17 protein-coding genes are annotated in these 22,077 nt (G+C 30.4%); all 17 read left to right on the top strand.

Translation table 4 applies throughout. The features are described from left to right. Window positions 1-9: 9 nt before the first annotated feature. The 17 genes from L872_RS0104210 to ligA all read left to right on the top strand — a co-directional run bounded on the left by L872_RS0104210 (window position 10) and on the right by ligA (window position 22,076). Window positions 10-1,575 (top strand): ABC transporter ATP-binding protein, encoded by a 1,566-nt coding sequence (locus L872_RS0104210; protein WP_036269020.1) that lies wholly within the window; start codon window positions 10-12, stop codon window positions 1,573-1,575. Next, the gene (locus L872_RS0104215; RefSeq protein ID WP_027063584.1) at window positions 1,565-4,297 is read left to right on the top strand and encodes an ABC transporter permease subunit; all 2,733 of its coding nucleotides are present in this window, start codon (window positions 1,565-1,567) and stop codon (window positions 4,295-4,297) included. Before L872_RS0104210 ends, L872_RS0104215 begins: the two co-directional genes overlap by 11 nt. Continuing rightward, window positions 4,297-5,226, top strand: coding sequence for an ABC transporter permease (locus tag L872_RS0104220; protein ID WP_036269022.1), 930 nt, complete (start codon window positions 4,297-4,299; stop codon window positions 5,224-5,226). The genes L872_RS0104215 and L872_RS0104220 overlap by 1 nt, the downstream gene beginning before the upstream one ends. Before the next feature lie 87 nt (window positions 5,227-5,313). Next, window positions 5,314-6,258, top strand: a complete 945-nt coding sequence (tsaD, locus tag L872_RS0104225) for a tRNA (adenosine(37)-N6)-threonylcarbamoyltransferase complex transferase subunit TsaD (protein ID WP_027063586.1) — start codon at window positions 5,314-5,316, stop codon at window positions 6,256-6,258. Between the two features lie 126 nt (window positions 6,259-6,384). After that, a complete protein-coding gene (locus L872_RS0104230) occupies window positions 6,385-7,170 on the top strand; it encodes a MurR/RpiR family transcriptional regulator (protein ID WP_027063587.1) in 786 nt (261 codons plus the stop codon). 64 nt (window positions 7,171-7,234) lie between these two features. Next, window positions 7,235-8,365, top strand: a complete 1,131-nt coding sequence (locus L872_RS04840) for an alpha/beta hydrolase family protein (RefSeq protein ID WP_051418477.1) — start codon at window positions 7,235-7,237, stop codon at window positions 8,363-8,365. After that, complete coding sequence (locus tag L872_RS0104240; protein ID WP_036269025.1) at window positions 8,358-9,212, top strand: Cof-type HAD-IIB family hydrolase; 855 nt, start codon at window positions 8,358-8,360, stop codon at window positions 9,210-9,212. Before L872_RS04840 ends, L872_RS0104240 begins: the two co-directional genes overlap by 8 nt. Before the next feature lies 1 nt (window position 9,213). Continuing rightward, window positions 9,214-10,578, top strand: coding sequence for an asparagine--tRNA ligase (gene asnS / locus L872_RS0104245; RefSeq protein ID WP_027063589.1), 1,365 nt, complete (start codon window positions 9,214-9,216; stop codon window positions 10,576-10,578). 90 nt (window positions 10,579-10,668) lie between these two features. Then, complete coding sequence (locus L872_RS0104250) at window positions 10,669-11,631, top strand: glycosyltransferase (protein ID WP_027063590.1); 963 nt, start codon at window positions 10,669-10,671, stop codon at window positions 11,629-11,631. Window positions 11,632-11,641: 10 nt separating this feature from the next. Further along, complete coding sequence (locus L872_RS0104255) at window positions 11,642-12,499, top strand: RDD family protein (protein WP_027063591.1); 858 nt, start codon at window positions 11,642-11,644, stop codon at window positions 12,497-12,499. Continuing rightward, complete coding sequence (locus L872_RS0104260) at window positions 12,492-14,672, top strand: ATP-dependent helicase (RefSeq protein WP_027063592.1); 2,181 nt, start codon at window positions 12,492-12,494, stop codon at window positions 14,670-14,672. Before L872_RS0104255 ends, L872_RS0104260 begins: the two co-directional genes overlap by 8 nt. Window positions 14,673-14,747: 75 nt before the next feature. Further along, window positions 14,748-15,014 carry an HPr family phosphocarrier protein gene (locus tag L872_RS0104265; RefSeq protein WP_027063593.1) on the top strand — a complete coding sequence of 89 codons (267 nt, stop codon included), beginning with the start codon at window positions 14,748-14,750 and terminating at the stop codon, window positions 15,012-15,014. A 113-nt stretch (window positions 15,015-15,127) separates the two neighbouring features. Then, window positions 15,128-15,964 (top strand): phosphoenolpyruvate-utilizing N-terminal domain-containing protein, encoded by an 837-nt coding sequence (locus L872_RS0104270; protein WP_027063594.1) that lies wholly within the window; start codon window positions 15,128-15,130, stop codon window positions 15,962-15,964. A gap of 47 nt (window positions 15,965-16,011) precedes the next feature. Next, on the top strand, window positions 16,012-17,031 hold the full coding sequence (locus L872_RS0104275) for a CPBP family intramembrane glutamic endopeptidase (protein WP_027063595.1): 1,020 nt from the start codon (window positions 16,012-16,014) through the stop codon (window positions 17,029-17,031). A gap of 8 nt (window positions 17,032-17,039) precedes the next feature. After that, window positions 17,040-17,948 (top strand): RluA family pseudouridine synthase, encoded by a 909-nt coding sequence (locus L872_RS0104280; RefSeq protein WP_027063596.1) that lies wholly within the window; start codon window positions 17,040-17,042, stop codon window positions 17,946-17,948. Between the two features lie 36 nt (window positions 17,949-17,984). Continuing rightward, on the top strand, window positions 17,985-19,994 hold the full coding sequence (locus L872_RS0104285) for a hypothetical protein (protein ID WP_027063597.1): 2,010 nt from the start codon (window positions 17,985-17,987) through the stop codon (window positions 19,992-19,994). Between the two features lie 78 nt (window positions 19,995-20,072). Then, the gene (gene ligA / locus L872_RS0104290) at window positions 20,073-22,076 is read left to right on the top strand and encodes an NAD-dependent DNA ligase LigA (protein ID WP_027063598.1); all 2,004 of its coding nucleotides are present in this window, start codon (window positions 20,073-20,075) and stop codon (window positions 22,074-22,076) included. The last annotated feature ends 1 nt before the right edge of the window (window position 22,077 follow it).

Consider the following 22,077-nt stretch of genomic DNA (forward strand, 5'->3'; position numbering starts at 1 on the left):
ACAATAATAATGGAGGAAAAAATGGCAAACGAGTATGCAATTCAAATGAAAAACATTACCAAAGTGTTTTTTGAAACATTAGTTGCGAATGATAACATTGACTTTAATGTCAAAAAAGGTGAAATTCATGCTCTTGTAGGAGAAAATGGAGCCGGTAAATCAACACTAATGAGTATCTTATTTGGTTTATACCAACCAACCAGTGGTGAAATAGTGATTAACGGGAAAGTTGAAAACATCACTAATCCAATTAAAGCAAATCGTTTAGGAATTGGAATGGTTCACCAACATTTTAAATTGGTCGAAGTTAATGCTGTATGAGAAAATATTGCTTTAGGTGTCGAAGATACGACCTATAATATATTTTTAAATAAAACGAAAATCAAAGCTAAAATAACAAAAATTATGAAAGAATATGAGTTATTTGTTGATCTTGATGCGAAGATTCATAATATTTCTGTAGGAATGCAACAACGTGTAGAAATTTTAAAAATTTTATATCGTAGTGCTGATATTTTAGTTTTCGATGAGCCAACAGCAGTCCTAACTCCACAACAAATTGATAGTTTATTAGATATTCTATTAAAGTTAAAAGCTGCTGGAAAAACAATTGTTTTCATTTCTCATAAACTAGAAGAAATCAAAAAAATTGCTGATACCGCAACAGTTATTCGTGGTGGTAAAAAAGTTGCTGAAATTGATGTTAAACAATCTCAAGGAACCGAAATTGCTGAAGCAATGGTAGGTAGAAAACTTGTTGAAGTTAAAAACACTTATTCAAAACCAAAATCAGATGCACCTATTTTAAATGTAATTAATTTAACAGTTAAGTCATCAAATAACCCGAAAATTAATGCTTTAGAAAATTTTAATGTTCAAGTTAAACCTGGAGAAATTGTGGCAATTGCTGGAGTTGAAGGAAATGGACAAAAAGAATTAGTTGAAGTTGTTACGGGATTGAGCAAGGCTGCAGCTGGTGGAGTTGTTTACAAAGATTTAAATATTTTAAAATATTCAATCGCTAAACGTTATGAATTGGGTATGAGTCATATCCCTGAAGATCGTCATAAATATGGAATGTTATTAGATTTTACTGTTCAAGATAATATTGTTATTCAGCAAATTGATAAAAAACCATTTTCAAAATTTGGATTATTAAACACTATTGAGATTAAAAAGTACGCTCAAAAAATTATTAAGGATTTTGATGTTCGTGGAGCTCGTGGTGGAGTTTCAGTTGCTAGAGGATTATCTGGAGGAAATCAACAAAAAGCTGTAGTTGGACGTGAATTAAGAAGACAACATGATTTATTAGTTGTTGTTCAACCAACTCGTGGTTTGGATATTGGAGCAATTGAGTATATTCATGCCGAAATTTTAAAAGAAAAAGAAGCAGGGTCAGCAATTTTACTAGTCTCATATGAACTAAGTGAAGTTATGGCGTTAGCCGATAGAATTGTCGTTATTAACGATGGACGTTTAGTCGGAGAAGTTCCTGGTAAAGGAGCTCGAAGAGAGCACATCGGAGCATTAATGGCAGGAAAGAAAGAAGAGGTAATTAGCAATGAATTTTAGACAGCTTACTTGATCAACGAAGAAAAAAGCTAATGAGTTCTTAATTTCTAATGAATTTAAACAAAAAGGAAAGTCAATTAAGGGTTCATTGTTATCTATTTTAGCTGGACTAATGGTTGCAGCAATTATTGTGATGGTGCAAAATGTAAATCCCTTTGAGTATTTTTATCAATTATTCAAGGTAGCCTTTAATGGTCTTTACATTGAACAAACTATGAACTGATTTGCAGTTTATATGGTTGCAGGAATTGGAATTGCTGTTGGATTTAAATCTGGAGTATTTAATATTGGAATGGCTGGACAAATGTTAGCCGCAAGTTCAATTTCAACAATTGTATTTTGAAGTGTTGTAGGAACAAACGTTGCTGCTACTCCAATTATGGTATTTGTAACTTTCATAGTTTGTTTAGTAGTTGCGTCGTTCTTAGCGGCAATTGCGGGAGCTTTAAAAGCCTACTTTAATATTCATGAAGTGGTTTCAACAATTATGTTAAACTGAATTGTTTGATACTTATTTAAATTTGTTTTCTCAATTTTTAAACAATATGCTGATGATTCAGTACCATCAACAAGTAAAATGATGCCAACTGATATTTTTACAATTAATGGAAATAATATTTTAATCCCTTTATTAATTGCGGGAGGATGTATTGTAATTGTGGCAGTTTTATTTGCTAAAACAACTTTTGGATTTAAGTTAAAAGCAGTTGGAAGTTCTCAAAGTGCTTCTAAATATGCTGGAATAAATGTTAAAAAGAAAATTATTCAAGCAATGACAATTTCAGGAGCATTTGCAGGGGTAGCAGCATTTATTAATATGTATACTATTTCTCCAAATACTTCATTTACTGTTGATAATTTACCAACAATTGGTTATGACGCAATTGCTGTAGCACTTGTTGCCTTTAATAATCCATTTGGAATTATCTTTGTTGGGGGATTATGAGGAGTAATTCAATCAGCTGGGCCATTAACATCTGGACTATTTGGAATGCCAACTCAAATTAGTGGATTAGTATTCGGAATTATTATTTACTTTGCAGCGATTTCAATTATCTTTATGAATTTTGCTCCTGTGTTATGAACTCGAATGAGATATTACATTATGAAATCAAAGACACGCAAAATTACCTTGAATGGGTACAATGCTCAACAGGCTAAATATCGTTATTGAATTGCTTTTCCAAAAAAATCTCCAGAGTATCTAAAAAATATTCAAGGAATGAATCAAGAAGAAATTAAAATATATACTCAAGATTTTAAAGAAACATGTCGCATGGAAATTCATCGAATTGAAAATCAAATCAGCATGTTCAAAAAGAATGTTGTTGAAAAAGAAATTAATTCAGGATTGACAGGACTTAAATATCGTAAACATACAGAGTTTAATAAAATTAATTCAGATAGTTTAGAAAAATACATTGATATTAAATTAGAGTATTTATCATTTAAAGATATCTTAATGGGTCAAGCAAAAAACTATGTTGCATATGAAAAGACGCAATTTAAAAATGTTAAGAAAATTAGAGATCAGCAAATTGCTGCTGCCAAGGTTTGAAAACAGGGAGCAATTGGAGAACTAAATCTTGAATACGCTTACGTTAACGGAAAAGTTCAAATTAAAGGTGATCAAGCGAAAGAACTAAATCAAATTAAGGATAAAATTGTATCTTTAAAAACAGATTTAAAATTACAAATTGATTTGATCAAACTTAAAGATACCTTGACAGAAAGTGAAAAATCAAATCAAATAATTGATGCAAAATCACTTACTGAAGTGCAAATTAAAAATTTAAAGGCAAGCAAACAAGAAGTCAAAAATAAGGCTAAAGAAGAAATTGCTCACTTAAAACGTCAGCATTTAGAAAAAGTTGCTATTTTAAAACAAGAGCAAACTCAATTGTTAGCTATTGAAAAAGAATTTGAACAAAAAGTAGCACATGCAAAAGCACACTTTGAAAAAGAAACTAAAATCTTACATCAAGCAGTTATTGAACACCAAGCTAAGTTTGACTTAGTAAAATCAGGTTTGGACTTAAAAGCTGCAACAGATTTAGTTGATGAATTAAATCAAACAGTTAAAAATAAGTTACAAGAACTAAAAACTGCTAAAGTAACCGAACTTAGTGAATTAGGAAAAGTTGAAGCAGAATTTGATAACTTGTTACAACTAGTTGAGCAAAAATATGTAGATTTAACTAAAATTTTAGGTGACAAAATTTTTGCAGATTACGATAATAATAAGTTTGTAATGAAAAAAGTTAAAACTGCTTTAAAAGTACAAAAACTTAAACTAGATGTAGCCATTGAAAAAGTTATGAAGGTTGATGCAATTTTAGTTGCTGCCAATAAAAATATCAATGACAATATTTTAAGAGAGACAAAAACACAATTATTAAATTATAAAGCAGAATATAAAACAAAATTAGCTGAGCTAAAAGAAAATATTACTTCTCAATCACAAACTGAAATTGCTAAGTTAGAAAAAGACTTGGAAGCAAAAATTGCTGAATTCCAAAACAAGGCTGAAGCAAAAGAAGATGTTGAAAGAATTAAAACTTCTTATAAAGCAAAAGTTAAAAAGATTAAAGATGATCAAATCAAGGGTCAAGAAGTATTTGATAGTTACTTGAAAATAGAAAATGATTATAGTCAAAAAGTTGAAAACTATATTAAAAAAGTTTCAGCTAAGTTTATGACAAACATTAAGGAGGTTCAATAATGAGTGGATTTGCACAGTATACGTTAGCATTATGTGCCATTTTATTATTAGCTTCATTAGCAGGTCTTGTTTGTGAAAAAGCGGGAGTTGTTAATATTGGAATTGAAGGAATGATGACAATTGGAGCTTTGATTGTAGCAATGATTGGTTCATCAATTAACAAAGACTCATCACATGTTCACAATGGATCACAAATTTGAGTTGTTTTAGTTGCAGGACTTCTAACTGGAATCTTTGCAATGTTACATGCTTTTCCGTCAATAACTTTAAGGTCAAATCAAATTATTTCGGGAACAGCGATTAATATTTTGGCACTAGGGTTAGGAATGTTTTTTGCAACATCAAGAATTTTTGGAGACCAAGGTTCAGTTATTTCAACATTCTATAATCCAATTTATATTGGATCAATAATTCCAATTTGATTAGTATTTGCAGTGTTAATTGCAATTGGATTGACAGTTTTCTTCAAACTTTCAAAACAAGGAATGCGTTATGCAATGGTTGGAGAAAATCCTAATGCTGTTGATGCAGCCGGAATTAGTGTTAACAAATACCGTTACATTGCCGTATTCTGTTCTGGAGTTTTAGCTGGTTTAGCTGGTGGAGTTATGATAACAACAGTTGTTATGGGTGGAAACTTCGGTGGAACAACAATGGGAATGGGATTCTTAGCAATGGCAATTATGATTTTTGGTCAATGAAAAATTCACTGAATATCATTAGGAGTTATTATCTTTGCTTTCTTATTTACATTAGGTTCAAGATTAGGAACTTTATCATTTATCCCAGAAGGAAGCTGATTGATTACAGGGTCAACAATTTTTAAAGTGTTACCGTTTGTAATAACAATAGCCACAATGGTAATTTTCTCAAAATCATCAAGGGCACCAGCAGCAAATGGAATACCATTTGATAAATCTAAACGATAAATCTGCTGTTCATATAATAAAAGTCTAAAACCTTGTGTTTTAGACTTTTTTTGTTTTAAAATTATATGTAGAAATACGAGGGATAATATGAAAATACTCGCAATTGAGTCTAGCTGTGACGAATTTTCGTTAGCAATAATTGATAATGGAATAATTTTAACAAATGTGATTTCATCACAAATTAATCACCATAAAGAATTTGGAGGAGTTGTTCCCGAGTTAGCAGCCAGATTACATTTAGAAAATATGCATTGAGTGATTGAGCAAGCAATTGAAGAAAGTCAAATTAATATTGAAGAGATTGATTATGTTGTTTATACTGCAAAACCAGGTTTAATTGGTTCGTTAATAGTTGGAAAAGTGGTTGCTGAAACAATTGCTTTATATTTAAATAAACCGATTATTGGTCTTGATCATATTGAAGGGCATATCTTTGGAGCGGCAATTGAACACGAATTTATTTATCCAGTTTTAGCAATGGTTGTAAGTGGAGGACATACTCAAATTGAAGTTGTTCATTCACCATCTGAATTTGAAATTATTGGTGCAACAAACGATGACGCAATTGGAGAATGTTATGATAAGGTAGCCCGTGTTTTGGGGTTAGATTATCCGGGAGGTCCAGTAATCGATAAACTGGCACAACAAGGTAATCCAGAAGCTTATAAATTACCAATTCCCAAAGATGATTTAAGTTATGACTTTTCATACTCAGGACTAAAAACTGCAGCCGTAAATTTAGTTCATAATCTTCAACAAAAAAATCAACCAATTGATTTGAAAGATTTTGCTGCCAGTTTTCAGATAGCTGCTGTTAGTGCCGTTAGTCATAAATTAGAACGAGCAATTCAAAACTATAATCCGCAAACCTTAACTGTTGCTGGAGGAGTTAGCGCCAATAGCCAAATTCGAAAAATTATTTTAGAACTAGGACAGAAGTATCAGATCAGCAATACCTTTGTACCGAAATCAGAATATTGTACTGATAACGCAGCGATGATGGCAAAATTAGCCTATGAAAAATTAAAATAAAACTCTGATTAAAACATCAGAGTTTTATTTTGGAAATTTCCTAAATTCATTGGAAAAATTTACCAAATCTTATATAAAATGATAAAATTAATATTACAAGAATAAAAGAATGGAGAAAAAATAAAAATGAGATCGTTTCTGGCTAAATTATCAACTATTGATGATAAGAACTTAACAACAAGAGAATTACAAATTGTTGACTATATAAAAAATAATTTACAAACAATTGTGGCAAATAATATGAAAATTGAACAACTTGCTCAAGAAGTGGGAACTGGGTATAGTGCTATTTATGGATTGCTTAATAAGCTAAACATTAAAGGATATCGTGATTTTTCAATTTCATTAGCAAATGATGCTGATTCTGCAGAAATTGAAATTGCTAAAGATGATGAGAATGTTGTAAATGGATATGTTAATTTAATTAAACAAAACTATTCATTAATTGAAAAACGTACTTTATTTGAAACTCTACAATTAATTCAAAATGCTCCAAGAGTATTTGTGTCATATTGAGAAAGTGTTTTAAAAGGACCAGCAATGGATTTAGAAAACTTTTTATTTGATCAAGAATTAAAAGTAACTTTATTGGACTCTGATTGAGATACAATCAATAAACGAGTAGAGTCAGTTAAAAATGGTGACTTATTTATTTTCTTTACAAAGTATGGAACTTCAAAACACTTAGAAAAAATTATTTTTAAAATTAATCAAAGTGGGGGAAAAGTTATCTTTATTTCTGGAAGAATGCCGTCAGTGGCAATTTCAAGAACTGTTGATTCAATTCATACTTTAATAGTGGATGGAGTAGAAATGGAAGATACTCATGTGTTTATTTCAAAGTCAGTTCCATTTCATTACTTTAATGACTTATTAATTTACCATTTTTTAAATACGAAAGACAATAAATAACCTTAGAAATAAGGTTATTTGTTTTATAATAAAGATAAATGTGTATTAGAAAGAGGGAAACTTAATGGGAAATAAATTATTTAGTCGAGTTAATCGAATTGCGAGTCGAGTTTATGCTGATTTAGAGAATATTTTGTTTTCAGGTTTTAAAAAGCGTAGCAATGTTTATTTATATCCAGAAATTAAAAAAATGAACAAAATTATGCGCAAATTTTATAAACGCCCCCAATTACAAATTGATGCATCTTCAAATTTACTACCAGTTAAATTTGAAACTAATGATGGGGTAATTTTAACGGGAGTTCAATATATTACGGATCCTAATTCAAAAAAATGAATTATTGCTAATCATTGATTTGGTGGCCATAAATATTGAGGTCTTTATTGAGCAAGACCGTTTATTGAATTAGGTTACAATATTTTAGCCTACGATTTTCGTAATCATGGTGATAGCCAAAAAGAACAATATACAACAATGGGAATTTTAGAACGTGAAGATTTGTTAGCAGCAATGAAGTGACTTTATGATAATCATGAATATGATGTCTTAGGTTTAACTGGTGCTAGTATGGGAGCTTTTACGATCAATTATACTAGTGTAAAAGATCCCGAACTAATGAAAAAATATAAAGTTAAGTTTGCTATTAGCGAAATTCCTTATGGTTCTATTAGAACTTTATTAGCACATACAAGAAGTTCTTGGTTGAGTAAATTTATTCGTAAAAAAAGTACTAAAAAAGTTATTGATAAAATTTTGGCATCCCAAATTAAAGATACAAAATTAGATTGAGAAGATTTAAATGTTTTTCATTACTATGAAAATAAAGATGTTATGCCTGCGTTTCCAATTTTTTATTCTCATGGGAAAAACGATTTGATAACTCCACCATATGACAGTCTGCGAATGTATATGGACCGAAAACCAAATTCACCAGATGATGAAATTTTGATTTATGATTATTCACAACATTGTTTTTCACTAATGACACACTTTCATCAAACAACATATCATTGATTAAAGTTTGAACATAAAATAGTTAAAGATGATGATGCAACTGCTAAAGCAATGAAGTATTTTGGAATTGATCAAGACATGTTGGATAATAATTTTTATGAGACTAAAGAGCTGTCAACATACTGGTCAGAAAAACCAGAAACAAGAGTGTTAATTAAAAATAGGGGTAAAAATGAATAACTTAGCAAATATTAAATTAATTGTAACTGACTTAGATGGAACAGTATTAGAACATGGCCAATTGGCAAATGATATTGATCAAGAAGTTTTACTAAAAGCAGCAAAACAAAATATTGCAGTAACTATTGCAACTGGACAATCATGACATAGTGCTAAACCACGTGCTGATTTTTTTGACATTAAAGATCACTTGGATTTAGTAATCGTTGCCAATGGAGCAATGATTTCAAAAGCTAGCAAATATGAACCGTTGTATCATTCAGCGATTGATGCGGTCATTGTTAAAAAAGTGTTTGAAAAAATGACTACAATGGATATATGTGTGTTGGCATTTTACTTAAAGAATCAGCATGTCTATTGAAATGGAGTTCCGTTAAGAGCTGAATCATTAATTGAACGTAACTGAATTGATAAGTTTATCGTTGAAGATTTATCAAATCAAGACAATTTTGAATATAAGGATGTTATTCAAATGATGATTTTTGTACCTGAAGAACAGGAAAATGAATTTAATTCTTGATTAAAAACTGAGGGACTTTATAATTATATTAATTCAATGAAAAGTAATATTGAAAGCATGCCAATTTATGAATTTATTAATGTTGAAGCCAGCAAAGGTAATGCTATTAAAAAACTAGCAAAAATGATTAATGTTGATATTAATGAAATTGTCATTTTTGGTGACAACATGAATGATATTTCAATGTTTACAGAAATCCCTAATTCTGTAGCAATGGGGAATGCTGTTGAACCAATTAAAGAAATTGCAAAATATATAACTGACACTAATAAAAATGCTGGAGTAGGAAAATTTATCACGCAACATATTTTAAAAAAGGAGAAATAAAATGGAATTAGCACAAATTTTTAAGAATCAAGAAACTTTAGATCAAAAGGAAATTGTTTTTATAGGTCGTGTAAGATCAAATCGTCAAGGAAAAGCAGTTTCATTTATGGTCTTGAATGATGGAACATCAATCAATGATTTACAAGTAGTTTATAAAACAACTACTGACGGGTTTGAAGAAGGACTAAAATCTCGTGTTAGTTCGATTGTTGAAGTAACTGGAACAATTGTCTTAACTCCAGGAAAGCCCCAACCGTTTGAAATGCAAGCAACAAAAATTGAATTGCTTGATCAAGCAGTAGAAGACTACCCGTTACAAAAAAAAGAACATTCACCAGAATTTTTACGTGACATTGCTCACTTAAGAGCAAGAACTAAAACATTTAACGCAATTTTCAGAATTCGTTCAACAGCGGCATTTGCGCTACATAAATTTTTCCAAGAGCAAGATTTTATCTATGTGCAAACTCCAATCATTACAAGTAATGATGCTGAAGGGGCAGGAGAACAATTTGTAGTTACTGTTAATGAAAATAAAGATTATGCAAATGATTTTTTTGGTAAAAAAGCAGCATTGACAGTATCAGGTCAATTGAATGCCGAAGCCTTTGCTCAAGCCTTTAAAAATACTTATACATTTGGTCCAACATTTAGAGCCGAAAATTCACATACTAATCGCCATGCTTCAGAATTCTGAATGTTAGAACCAGAAGTTGCATTTAACGATTTAGCAAAAAATATTACCCTAATTGAAGATATGCTTAAATCAACAATTGCTTATGTAATGGAAAAAAACATGGATGAATTAAAATTTTTAGAAACTAACTTAGAACCAGGATTAATTGGAAAAATATCAAAAATTGTTAATGCTGAATTTAAAACAATGAAATATGAAGAAGTGTTAACTGTTCTTCAAAAAGCTATTGATGACGGTCACAAGTTTGAAGACAACAATATTTATTTTGGACTAGATTTAGGAACAGAGCACGAACGTTATATTTGTGAGGTTGTTAATAACTGTCCAACTTTTGTAACAGATTACCCCAAAGAAATTAAAGCATTTTATATGAAACAAAATCCAGATGGAAAAACAGTTGCAGCAGTTGATTTACTAGTTCCGGGAATTGGAGAATTAGTTGGTGGAAGTCAAAGAGAAGATAACACTGATAAAATCAAAGCTCGTTGTGAAGAAATTGGAATTAATCCTGAAGACTTAGAATGATACGTAAGTCTTCGTGACTATGGATACTACAAGTCAGCTGGGTTTGGTTTGGGATTTGAAAGATTATTAATGTATATTACCGGGGCGGCAAATATTCGTGATGTAATTCCCTTTCCACGAACACCCAAAAACCTATTATTTTAAAAATGCCGGTTGGCATTTTTTTAGACCTTTATAAAAACAAGTTATTTTGGTGTAAAATAATAATGATATAGAAAAATTGGAGGAGTTATCATGTTATTATCATTTGTTATTTGTGCTCAAGGAAAAGAAAACAAATTATTTAAAACTATCAATTCTTTAAAGCGACAAACAATTGATGATTATGAGTTAATTATTGTTAATGATGATCCTTCAATTGAGAAAGAATCTATTGAATTTTTAAAAGATCAATTTAGAGAAAATGAAAAAATTACAGTAGCATTTAATAATAAAGGTCAAGGTTCAGCAACTAACTGAAATACAGGTTTACAATTGGCTTCAGGAGAATATGTTTCTTTCATTAAAGAAGGAGATATTTTAGAACCAAATTTTATTGAAGAAATTAAAAAAATTACTCAAGGTAAAAAACCTAAAATTGATATTTTAGAGTACCGTTTGAACTTTACTGGACTTTTTGAGTCTACAACAACAACAGCATTACAAATGGACAAAGTCTATGAGTTACCAAAATCAACAGAAGTTTTTGCACATTTCAATCAAATGATTTATGGCAAAATTTTCCGTTTAAAATATTTAAAAGACTTTAGAATTAACTTTAGAAGAAGTGTACGATTTGATACGTTATTTTTATATAAAGCTTTAGGGCAAGCAAGAACATTTTATTTCAGTTCAAAAGTCTTGTGTAATCACCGTTCAACAGTTTTAAAATATTCAGCGTTTGACTTAGTCAATCAATGACCACATATTTTAAACTATTACCGTCGTATTGGAGCTTACAAAGAATTGAAAGATGAATTAAACTATGCATATTACTACCAAATGACTTACGACTTTTTAAACTTAGTTAAAGAATTTGGGAATAAGCAACTTTATAAAAAGGCATTAAAATATGCTGATACCAAAATGGAAAATAAGATTAAATCATTTATGAAAACAAACTCTGTCTTTTTAGAAGACCGTAATCCAGAATTTACCAAACGTATCAAAGAATTTGAAGGATTTGTTTCTTCAGAATTAAGAAAAATTGGAAAATAGAGGCAACCATATGAACTCTGATAATTTACAACAAGATCTCGTTAAATTAGAAGTAGAAGATAAAGGCCAAGAAATTTCTTTAGACAATGAAAATGCTTTTCGTCTAGCAAGCATCTATAAGGTGTTGTTTGCTAGACTTTTTGATTTATTTTTAGCGTCGTTACCAGGATTTACTTTAACCTTTATCTTTAAAATTGAACCGGGTCAATGAGGATTAGCATTAGGAATGCTTGTAATATCATTAGCAATCATGACAATTTATTTTGTTGTGTTGCCGTACTTTTTTAAAGGCAATACTTTAGGTAAATATTTATTTAAAATTCGATTGGTTAACTATGAACACAAAGTTTTATTCAAAGCATTAGTTGCTCGTGAAGCTTTTTTCTTATTGGTTCCTTGAATGGTAATGTTAATTGCACAAATTACCGCAATTTTAATTATGGGTCCTTATAAAGATGATGAACCAATTAGTAGTAGTTTATTTAATTTGGCAAAGATAATTGTTAATTTAAGCTATTTATTTTATACATTATGGTTGTTATTTTTATGCCTTGAAATTAAATTACAAGCTCAACAACGTTCATTTGTTGATATTAAATTTAACTTATACGTTGTAGAAACTAAACCTAAAGCAATTAAAGTTAATCAACAAAATCAAGCAAACTTGAAACGAAGCGATTCTCATATTGCTTTAGCAGATCAACCAGGAAATTTTGATACAACAGTTATTAAAGAAATTGCCATTGATGAACTGAGCGAATTTGAACAATCAATTAGCGTTGATAAGCAAAATCTTTTAGAAAATTTAAAATTGGAAACTGAAAAGAAAAAACAGATTGAGTCAAGAAAGGAAACAACAGATGAGTAGGCTATTAGATGGGTTAAATTTAAAACAATTAGAAGCGGTCGTAACTACAAAACAACCATTAAGAATTATTGCTGGTGCTGGTTCAGGAAAAACTAAAGTAATTACAACCAAAATTGCATATTTAATCGAAGAAGAGCACATTGCTCCTTGAAAAATTTTGGCAGTTACATTTACAAATAAGGCCGCTCGTGAGATGAAAGAACGAGTAGAACTCTTAACTGGTAACTTGCAAGCAAAACCGTTTATTTCGACATTCCATGCTTGATGTTCACGTGTTTTACGTGAAGAGTTTGCATTAGTTGGATTACAAAAAGGTTTTTTAATCATTGATCAAAATGATCAAAAGCAAATGCTTAAAAAAATTATTAAAGAATTAGACTTATTTGATGAAGCATTAGTTCGTGATCTTAATAAGCAAGCAGTTAATCAAATATCTAATTGAAAAAATAACTTTGTGTCACCCAAAGAAGTAATGGAAGAAAGTTATTCATTTTTAGAAAAAAATTTGGCAACAGTTTATAGAATTTATGAACAAAGACTGTTAGAAAATAACTCAGTTGATTTTAATGATTTACAAATTAAAGTTCATCAGTTGTTTAACCAAAATCCTGAAACGGTTAATAAATGAAGAGACCGTTATGATTATGTAATGGTTGATGAGTTTCAAGACACAAATGATGTACAATTTGATTTAATTAAATTCTTAACTCGTGGTAAGACTAATTTGACAGTTGTGGGAGATCCCGACCAAACAATTTATTCTTGACGAGGAGCGAGAGTTAATATTATTTTAAATTTTGAAAAAACTTACAAAGATGCTAAAAGTGTTGTGTTAGATGAGAACTATCGTTCAACTCAACAAATTTTAGATATTGCAAATGATTTTATTGACAATAATAAAAATCGTGAAAAGAAAAATATTTTTACAAATAATAGTAGGGGCGAAAAAGTTCAAGTCAAAGAATGTGCTTCAATGTATACTGAGGCAAAATTTATTGCAACTGAAATTAAGAATCTTGTTAAAGATGGGTATAAATATGGCGATATTTATGTACTTTATCGAATGAATGCTTGATCTCGCGAAATTGAAAAAGTTCTTGATAATTCAAAAATTCCGTTTCAACTAATTGGGGGAATTAAATTCCGTGATCGTAAAGTAATTAAAGATGCAATATCAATGTTAAAAATGGTAGTTGTTAAAGACAATTTGTCAGCTGAACGTGTGTTAGGGTTTACTCCTAGAATTGGAGCGACAACTATCCAGAAAATTTTAGAACTTAGTGCGGCTCAACAAATTAATATTTTTGATTTGATTACTCATGAAGATGAAACACTAATAACTTCTGCTACCAAAAATTTAAAAGAGCTACGAGCAACTTTAATTGAGGGGCGACAAATCTATGAAAAAAATGTTTCCTTAGCAGGGTTGATGAAATATTTATTAGCAGCATCAGGGTATGAAAAACGTTTGGAGTTATTAGAAGATGAAGATGGCTTGCAAAATATCAAGGCGCTTTATGACCAGTTAAGTCATTTTGATGAAAGTTTTGACCCAGTTGAATACAATGAAGACGACAGGTTTATTGCCTTTTTACAAGAAGAATCATTAGCTAGTGAAGAAGATGATGAAACTCATCCAAACAAAGTAACTTTACTAACAATTCATTCGGCCAAAGGATTAGAAAACAAGGTAGTATTTGTAGCTGGTCTAAATCGCGATGTTTTTCCAGGAAAACGCTCAATGTTTTCAAGCGAAGAGTTAGAAGAAGAACGCCGAGCTTTATATGTTGCTTTAACTCGAGCACAAGAAAAATTGTATATTTCTTATATTCGCGGAGAGTGATCATATATTTCTCAAGGAGAATTATCACCTTCAAAATTTATTGCTGAATTAAATAAAGATCTTTATGAATTCGAAAGTGGGCTTTTTGCACATGCTAATGGCACAATTACAGCAAATAAAGTTGTTAAAACTGAAAAAGATGTTTGATCGGAAAAATTTGATGAACAGCATGAAAATGATTATGCACAAGGAGATCTTGTTGAGCACGTGATTTTTGGAGAAGGAATTGTAGTTAAAATTATCGGAACTCAATTACAAGTTGCCTTTAATAATGCTATGTATGGAGTCATGGTTATTCCAATGGGAAATAAAGCACTTTCAAAGAAATAGAAATAAAGTTTATTTAATTGCTTTAAAGAAGGAATAAATATATAATGTAATTATTGTAAATTAGGAGGAAATAATATGGCACAATTTACAGCTATCATTACTGATAAGGTTGGTTTACACGCTAGACCAGCTTCAGTATTAGCAAAGGAAGCTTCAAAGTTTGAATCTGAAATTAAAATTATTGCTGGTGATAAATCAGGTAATTTAAAATCAATTATGAACGTTATGGCAATGGCAATTAAAAATGGCGTTGAGGTAACTATTGAGGCAGAAGGAACTGATGCAGATGCTGCAATTGCTGGGATTAAACAAGCAATGATTGATTCAGCATTAATTGGTTAATAACGGTAGTATTGACATATTAACTAACAATCTATTTTGTAGATTGTTTTTATTTTTTTATAAATGATAAAATATTAGAAGTAAGTAACAAATATATTGAGAGGAAATTTATAATGTTTGAAAATATGTATCATGATCGTTTGAATCAATATTTAAGAAATGTTGATTTAAAAATCATTGAAGAGCTTGAAAAAATTGCCAGTGGGGAAAAAATCAATACATCTAATTTGCATAAATTAGAAATTGCTAAAGAAAATATTTTAGAACGAATTGCAGAAACTAAATCTAGTGATGTTTCACAAGACCAAAAAAATGCTGACCTTGAAGCACAATTAGGGATTTCTTTTGAAGAAATTACTTTAGTTGAAGGAACAAGCAAAAAAGTTGCAATTCCGCAAAATAAGATTTCAGAAAGTGGAATATCTAACGAAATTTACAATTTAAGTCAAGCAATTAATGCTGTGAAGAATGAAATTAAAACTTCTTTGGAGTTTGAGAAAAAAACAAAGGAAGCAGTTGCAATTTTACGTGTATTGGAAAACCAAACACTAATTGATGAAATGAAAAATTTTATTAATAACAAGCACTATAATGCAATGTTTTCTGTTTATATGATTTGCGATAAATTTTACAAATCTTACAAAGTTATGAAATCAGAAGAATCTACAAAAACTGCAAGTAATATTAAGCACACTATGAACTTAATTTTATCAGAGTTAGAAACTAAGGGTTATCAAACTGAACAAGCCTATGATGGACCAATGGCCATTTACACTCCAACATTAACAATTAAAGATCGTGCTTTAATTGTAAATGAGCAAACTAAGGGATTTGTTGTTCGTTCAAAACCAACGCAAGAAGTTCAAGTATTGGCAAGTGCTAATAATAAATTTATTATTATGACATCAAAAACTTTTGCCGATTTTAAAAGCGAAAATTGAAGTAAGTAAAACTAAAGGATGCTAATGCATTCTTTATTGTTTTTAGAAAGGAAAATATGGAAACAACAAATTCAAATACAAAAGTAAGCTTTTGAAATAAATTGCAGGTGCCAGAAACCAATGTTGATCGAGAATATGGATTTTTATTTAAGGTCTATAATCCCAAGACTGACGGTATTATTTTTATTAGCACCATTTTGTTAATTCCATTTCTTTCTTTACTAATTTTTCGTTTTGCTTTTGGAATGAACCCTGCGGTTCAGGATGCTAGCAGTTGGTTGCCAATGGCTAACCAAGCAGTTGCCATTATATCAGCTTTGGTTGGAGGTTATATTTTGTATAACCGCAACTCTAAGTTATTTGTTAAGTCAGGATTATTGATATTTTATTCCTTCTTAATAATTCCCTTTATTACAGCAATGATTGGAATGATGATAATCTCAGTTATTCCTGTGTTCATTACAGTTAATGAAGAAGGAGTTAGTCAACTAAATAATTGAGGAACTCTACTTGGCACATGATTTCAAGTAATTGGTCAATTAATAGTTGTTTGAATGGCATTTAAATATACAACGGATTTAAAAAGTCGAGTTTTTGAAACTTTTAAGAAAAACTGAAAATTGTTATTAGTTACAGTTACAGTCGGAATTTTAATAATGGTAGGAATTTGTCTTTTTGGATACCAAGAAATTGCCAATCAAATTGGACTGGAGCAATCAGAGAATCAAAACTCAATTACTGATCCTTTAAAAGATTCAAGTGCAACTTTCAGAGGTTTTTATATTTTTACTTTAATTGTGTTTACAGTTTTAGCAGCCCCAATTGTAGAAGAACTTGCTTGTCGCCATGCAATTTTTGCAGGAGTAGGCAATCGAGCAATTGCAATGTTGGTTAGTGCATGTTATTTTGGAATTATGCATGTATCAAGCGGAGATATAGAAAACTTGCTAAATTATTTAATTGCCGGAATTATATTGGCAGCAACTTTTAGTGTAGCGAGAGGAAACGTTACTTATAGCTGACTAATTCATATGGGATATAACTTTATTGTATTAATGCTAATAGTGGCAAAATAGGAGAAAACATGACAAAATTCACAGTCAATAAAAACGACAATCAACAAACGTTATTTAAATTTGTTAAAAAGAGTTATTCGACAACACCGTTATCAGTTATTTATAAATGATTTCGTAAGGGAGATGTCAAAGTTAATGGAAAGCGTATCAAAGATCAAAAATACCTAATTCAGGAAAATGACATTATTGAAGTATATGATACAAATAAGCCAGCAGTTCGTGATGATTTCAAATATGTTGAATGACAAGGAATGATGGTTGCATATGAAGATGAGAACATCATTATTATCAATAAGGAAGCAAACGTTGAAATGCACTCACCAGTTAATGTTTCTTTAGATGATATGGTTAAGTCATATTTATACGATCATGAAGAATATGATCCAGAACAAGAAAATTCATTTGTTGTGTCTCACGTGCATCGTTTAGATAAATTAACTTCAGGATTAGTTATGTATGCCAAAAATAAAGTGGCCTTAGATATTCTCTTAACTGCAGTCCAACATAAAAATGACATTGAAAAATACTATATTGCTAAAGTATCAAATAAATTCAAAAAAGGTTTTACTGCTAAGGGATGAATTTGATATGATCACGAACAACAAATTTCAATTTTTTCTGAAGAAGAAAAACCAGGATACAAATATTGTGAAACTAAATTTGAAGTTGTTTTAGAACAAGAAGAATTTAATGTGATTCAAGCACAATTATTAACTGGAAGAAAACACCAAATTAGAGCAACTTTAGCTTATTATGGTTATCCAATTGTTAATGATTTTAGATATAAAGGAATTAAAGTTAATAACGAACGCATGATCTATTTATCAGCGTCAAAATTAGTCTTTAAAAAATTACCAGAGCCTTTAGCATATTTAAATGATGAAATTATTGAATTAAACTTATTTTTAGAAGAATAAATTATTTAAAATAAAGGTTAGATAAGGAGGGATAAAATGCGTACATATGCCAAAAATGGAGTTTTTAGTGCTCTTGTAGGTGTTTTAATTTCCCTTACAAATACTGTGATTCAATTTCTAATGATTTATTGAATCTTAAATGCCTACGGAACCGAGTTCAACGGGTTTATTAAAATTACTACGGCTTTAGCAGTTTTAGGAGGAACCGCAGAGGGAGCAATGGGAGTTTCAACAGTAATCTTGCTAATGAAACCAATTGCTAACCGCGATTACATTGCAGCGAATGAAATTTATTCAACTGCTAAACAAAAGTATCACAATAACGTTACTCGAGGAATTGTAATTATTGGGTTAATTTCAATTCTATATCCATTGGAAGTAGTTATTTTTCCATCAATCGTTAATGGTCAAAAAATTCCTCCATTTTCAGAATGAGGAATTCAAGCAGGAACTAACGCTGATGGAACCGTAAATCTTATAAAATTTTGACACATGTCTTTAATCATTTTAATCTTTGGTTTTAAACAAGTCGTCACTATGGGATTTTTTGGAGTTTATGAAAATATTTTACAAGCTGATCAAAAAAACGGAGTTCGTCGGATTATTATTTTGTTTGCCGATGTTGTTGTCTATGGGAGCTTGTTTGCGTTATTAAACGTTTCAATTACTAAAACTGAAAATATCTCACCATTAATACCGTTTTTATTTTTATTGGCATATCCATTTATAAGAGGATGGCTAATTAAAATTTATATTAAGCGATATTACAAGTGGCTTAAATTTTACGGAGACTTTAACAACTTTAAATTAAAACGCCGAGCAGCCAAATTATTTTGAGCGAATTTAGGCCAAAATATTATTATTAATGCTGATATTGTAATTTTATTAGTTGTATTAGGAACATCCGGACTTAGAATTACTTCGATGTTGTCATTATATATGGTCATCGGAGTTAACTTACGTTTGGTAATGACAAACTTAATCACTTCTTTTAGAGAATATTTCTTGGCAATTACAATTAAAGAAGGACGATTATCATGAGATGCATACTCTAAGTATGAGTTGTATACTTTTGTTATTGCAGCCTTAACGTTTATTTTGATGAGTTCTTTATCGCCTTACTTAGTTACTGGATTATATGGAGATTTAGTGTTAAAAGATATTAACTTGGCAACTGACCAAGTTAAAGCAGTTGCTGATGAAACATTAGCAAATCAATTATCGGCATTCCGCTTTATTTTTACAACACCGTGGTTCTCATTGCTTTATGCGGGAACGGTCGCTGCAACATTGCTATATCAAGGGCAAATGACACTGATTCAAGCAAAGGGAGTTAATGCTGAGGTTTCAAAAGCTTCAAACATTATTGCGGTTGTCTATATAGCAATTGTCACGCTATCAACAGGGTTAGTCTCAATTGCTAGCGGGCATATTAGTGCTCAATCGATAAACATTGTGCTGATTTTGTTCTACTCAATGAAGACCTTATTTTTAGTTATCGGTTATTTATATTTATGGTTATTTACTTTCAGAAGAGTTACTTATAATTCAGCCTTACGAAATGTTATTCCTAACTTTATTGCCTTAATTATTCCGATCTTTGTTTCAATTTTGGTAATTATTTTCTTACAATGAAAAACAGTTCCATTGGGAGTAGTTGAAGTTGGTAACAATCACTATGAACTTTCAACAAAAGTAACATTGCCAATTATTGCCTCAGTTGCTGTTATTGCCGCAATTGTTGGATTTGTCACAACAATGATTGTTCCGTTAATTATTCGTCCGAAAGTGGCAATTAGTATTGTGCTAAACTTGCCAATTATTAAACAAATTGCCGAAAAACAAAAAGAGCAATCAAAAGTCAAATTACTAGCTAATGAAAACATTAATATCTCAGCAATTGAAGATCAAAAAGAAATCATTCTTCGTGCGATTAATGGATTTAATGTTAAAGAAAAAGAGTTAGATGAAGAAGACTTCATGAAAAAATATAAATTTAAAGAAAAACCTAAAGTTTATAAAATTAAAGGTTCAAAACTTAAATAAAACACTTAGTGTTTTATTTTTTATTCCAAAGATATTTATAAAAAAGATATAATTATTAAAGTACAAAAGGAGGCATTTATGGATATTAATGAGGCTAAACTAAAACTTACGGCTTTAAAATCAAAAATCAATCAATGAGCAAAAGAATACTATATTCATGATATGCCAACTGTCGATGATACCGAATATGATTTAGCAATGAATCAATTAAAAGAACTTGAAAAGCAATATCCCGAGTTAATCACTGTCGATTCACCAACACAAAAAGTGGGGGGAACAGTTTCAGAAAAATTTGAAAAGTATGTCCATAAAAAACCAATGCTTTCATTAGCAGATATTTTTAGTTGAGAAGAATTTGAAAAATTTAATAATCAAGTTGCTAAGGAAACAGGAACAACTGACAATGAGTATTATGCTGAACTAAAAATTGATGGGTTATCGATTTCTTTAAATTATGATCAGGGAGTTTTACAAAATGCTGTGACGCGTGGAGATGGTAGAGTTGGAGAAAATGTGACAACTAACGTTAAAACAATTAAGTCAATTCCACTGTCAATTTCTGATCAGGGACCAATTGAAATTCGTGGAGAAATTTTCTTATCTAAAAAAGAGTTTGAAAAAATAAATAATGAAAGAGCTCTTAATGGTGAACAACTATTTGCTAATCCCCGAAATGCAGCAGCAGGGACGTTGCGTCAGTTAGATTCAAGTATTGTCGCTAAACGAAACCTTGATGCCTTTCTATACTACTATTTAAATGATGAAGATCGTCAAACAAATACGCAAGCTAAGGCATTAGCAAAAATTGCTAGTCTAGGAATTAAAACCAACAAAGAAGGTCGTTTATGTAAAACACTAGCAGAAGTTAAAGCTTATATTGATGAATATACAATTAAACGTGCTGAGCTTGATTATGAAATTGATGGGATTGTGTTTAAAATTAATAACTTTAATTTACATGAACAAATTGGATATACGGCAAAAACTCCAAAGTGAGCAGTAGCATATAAATTTCCAGCAGAAGTTAAAGAAACACAGTTGCTTGACATTTTCCCCTCAGTCGGAAGAACAGGAAAAATAACTTATAATGCGAAATTAGCTCCAGTTCAAATTGCGGGAACAACTGTTTCAGCAGCAACATTAAATAATGCTGAACAAATTAAGGCAAAGGCCTTAAAAGTTGGAGCAACTGTTAAAATTAAAAAAGCTGGAGATATTATTCCGGAAGTTTTAAGTGTGGTTGAAACAGATAGTTATCACAAACTAGAAGCTTGAGAACCAGCTGAAATTTGCCCAGCTTGCAAAAATCGTTTAGAAAAGTCATTAGGAGAAGTTGATCAGTTTTGTGTTAACTTTTCTTGTCCAGCCCAAATTGTGCGTTCGTTAGAACATTATGCTTCTCGAGCAGCTGCAGATATTGTTGGGTTAGGTGGCCGAACAATTGAAAAATTATATGAAGAAAAAATTATTACTAATATTGTTGATATTTATAAAATCACCGAATATGAAGAAAAAATTGTCAATTTTGAGAAATTTGGTCGTAAAAGTTATCAAAACTTGGTCGAATCAATTATTCGTTCAAAAACAAATTCTTTAGATAAAACTTTGTTTGGATTGGGAATTCGTCATGTCGGATCAAAAACAGCAAAAATATTAGCAGAACGATTTTTAACAATTGATAACTTAGCAACTGCTGATTATGAAGAATTGAGCGCGATTGATTCAATTGGAGAAGTTTTAGCTCAATCAATTGTTGATTGATTTAATATTGAGGCAAATCAACAAATTATTAAAGAATTAAAAGCAATGGGAGTTAACTTGTCTTACAATGGACCACAGGTTAACTTTGAATCACCAATTGTTAAAAAAACATTTGTAATTACAGGAACACTATCACAACCACGAGATTACTTTAAAAATCTTGTTGAGCAAAATGGTGGTAAAGTTGTAGGGAGTGTTTCTAAAAAAACTGATTATTTGTTAGCAGGAGACGCGGCTGGGTCAAAATTGGAAAAAGCCCAAGAATTGGAAGTTGAAGTTATAAACGAAGAAATGTTTTATAACTTATTAAAAGGAGAATAAA

Source organism: Mesoplasma seiffertii ATCC 49495, from assembly GCF_000518725.1.
Lineage (GTDB): Bacteria > Bacillota_I > Bacilli_A > Mycoplasmatales > Mycoplasmataceae > Tullyiplasma > Tullyiplasma seiffertii.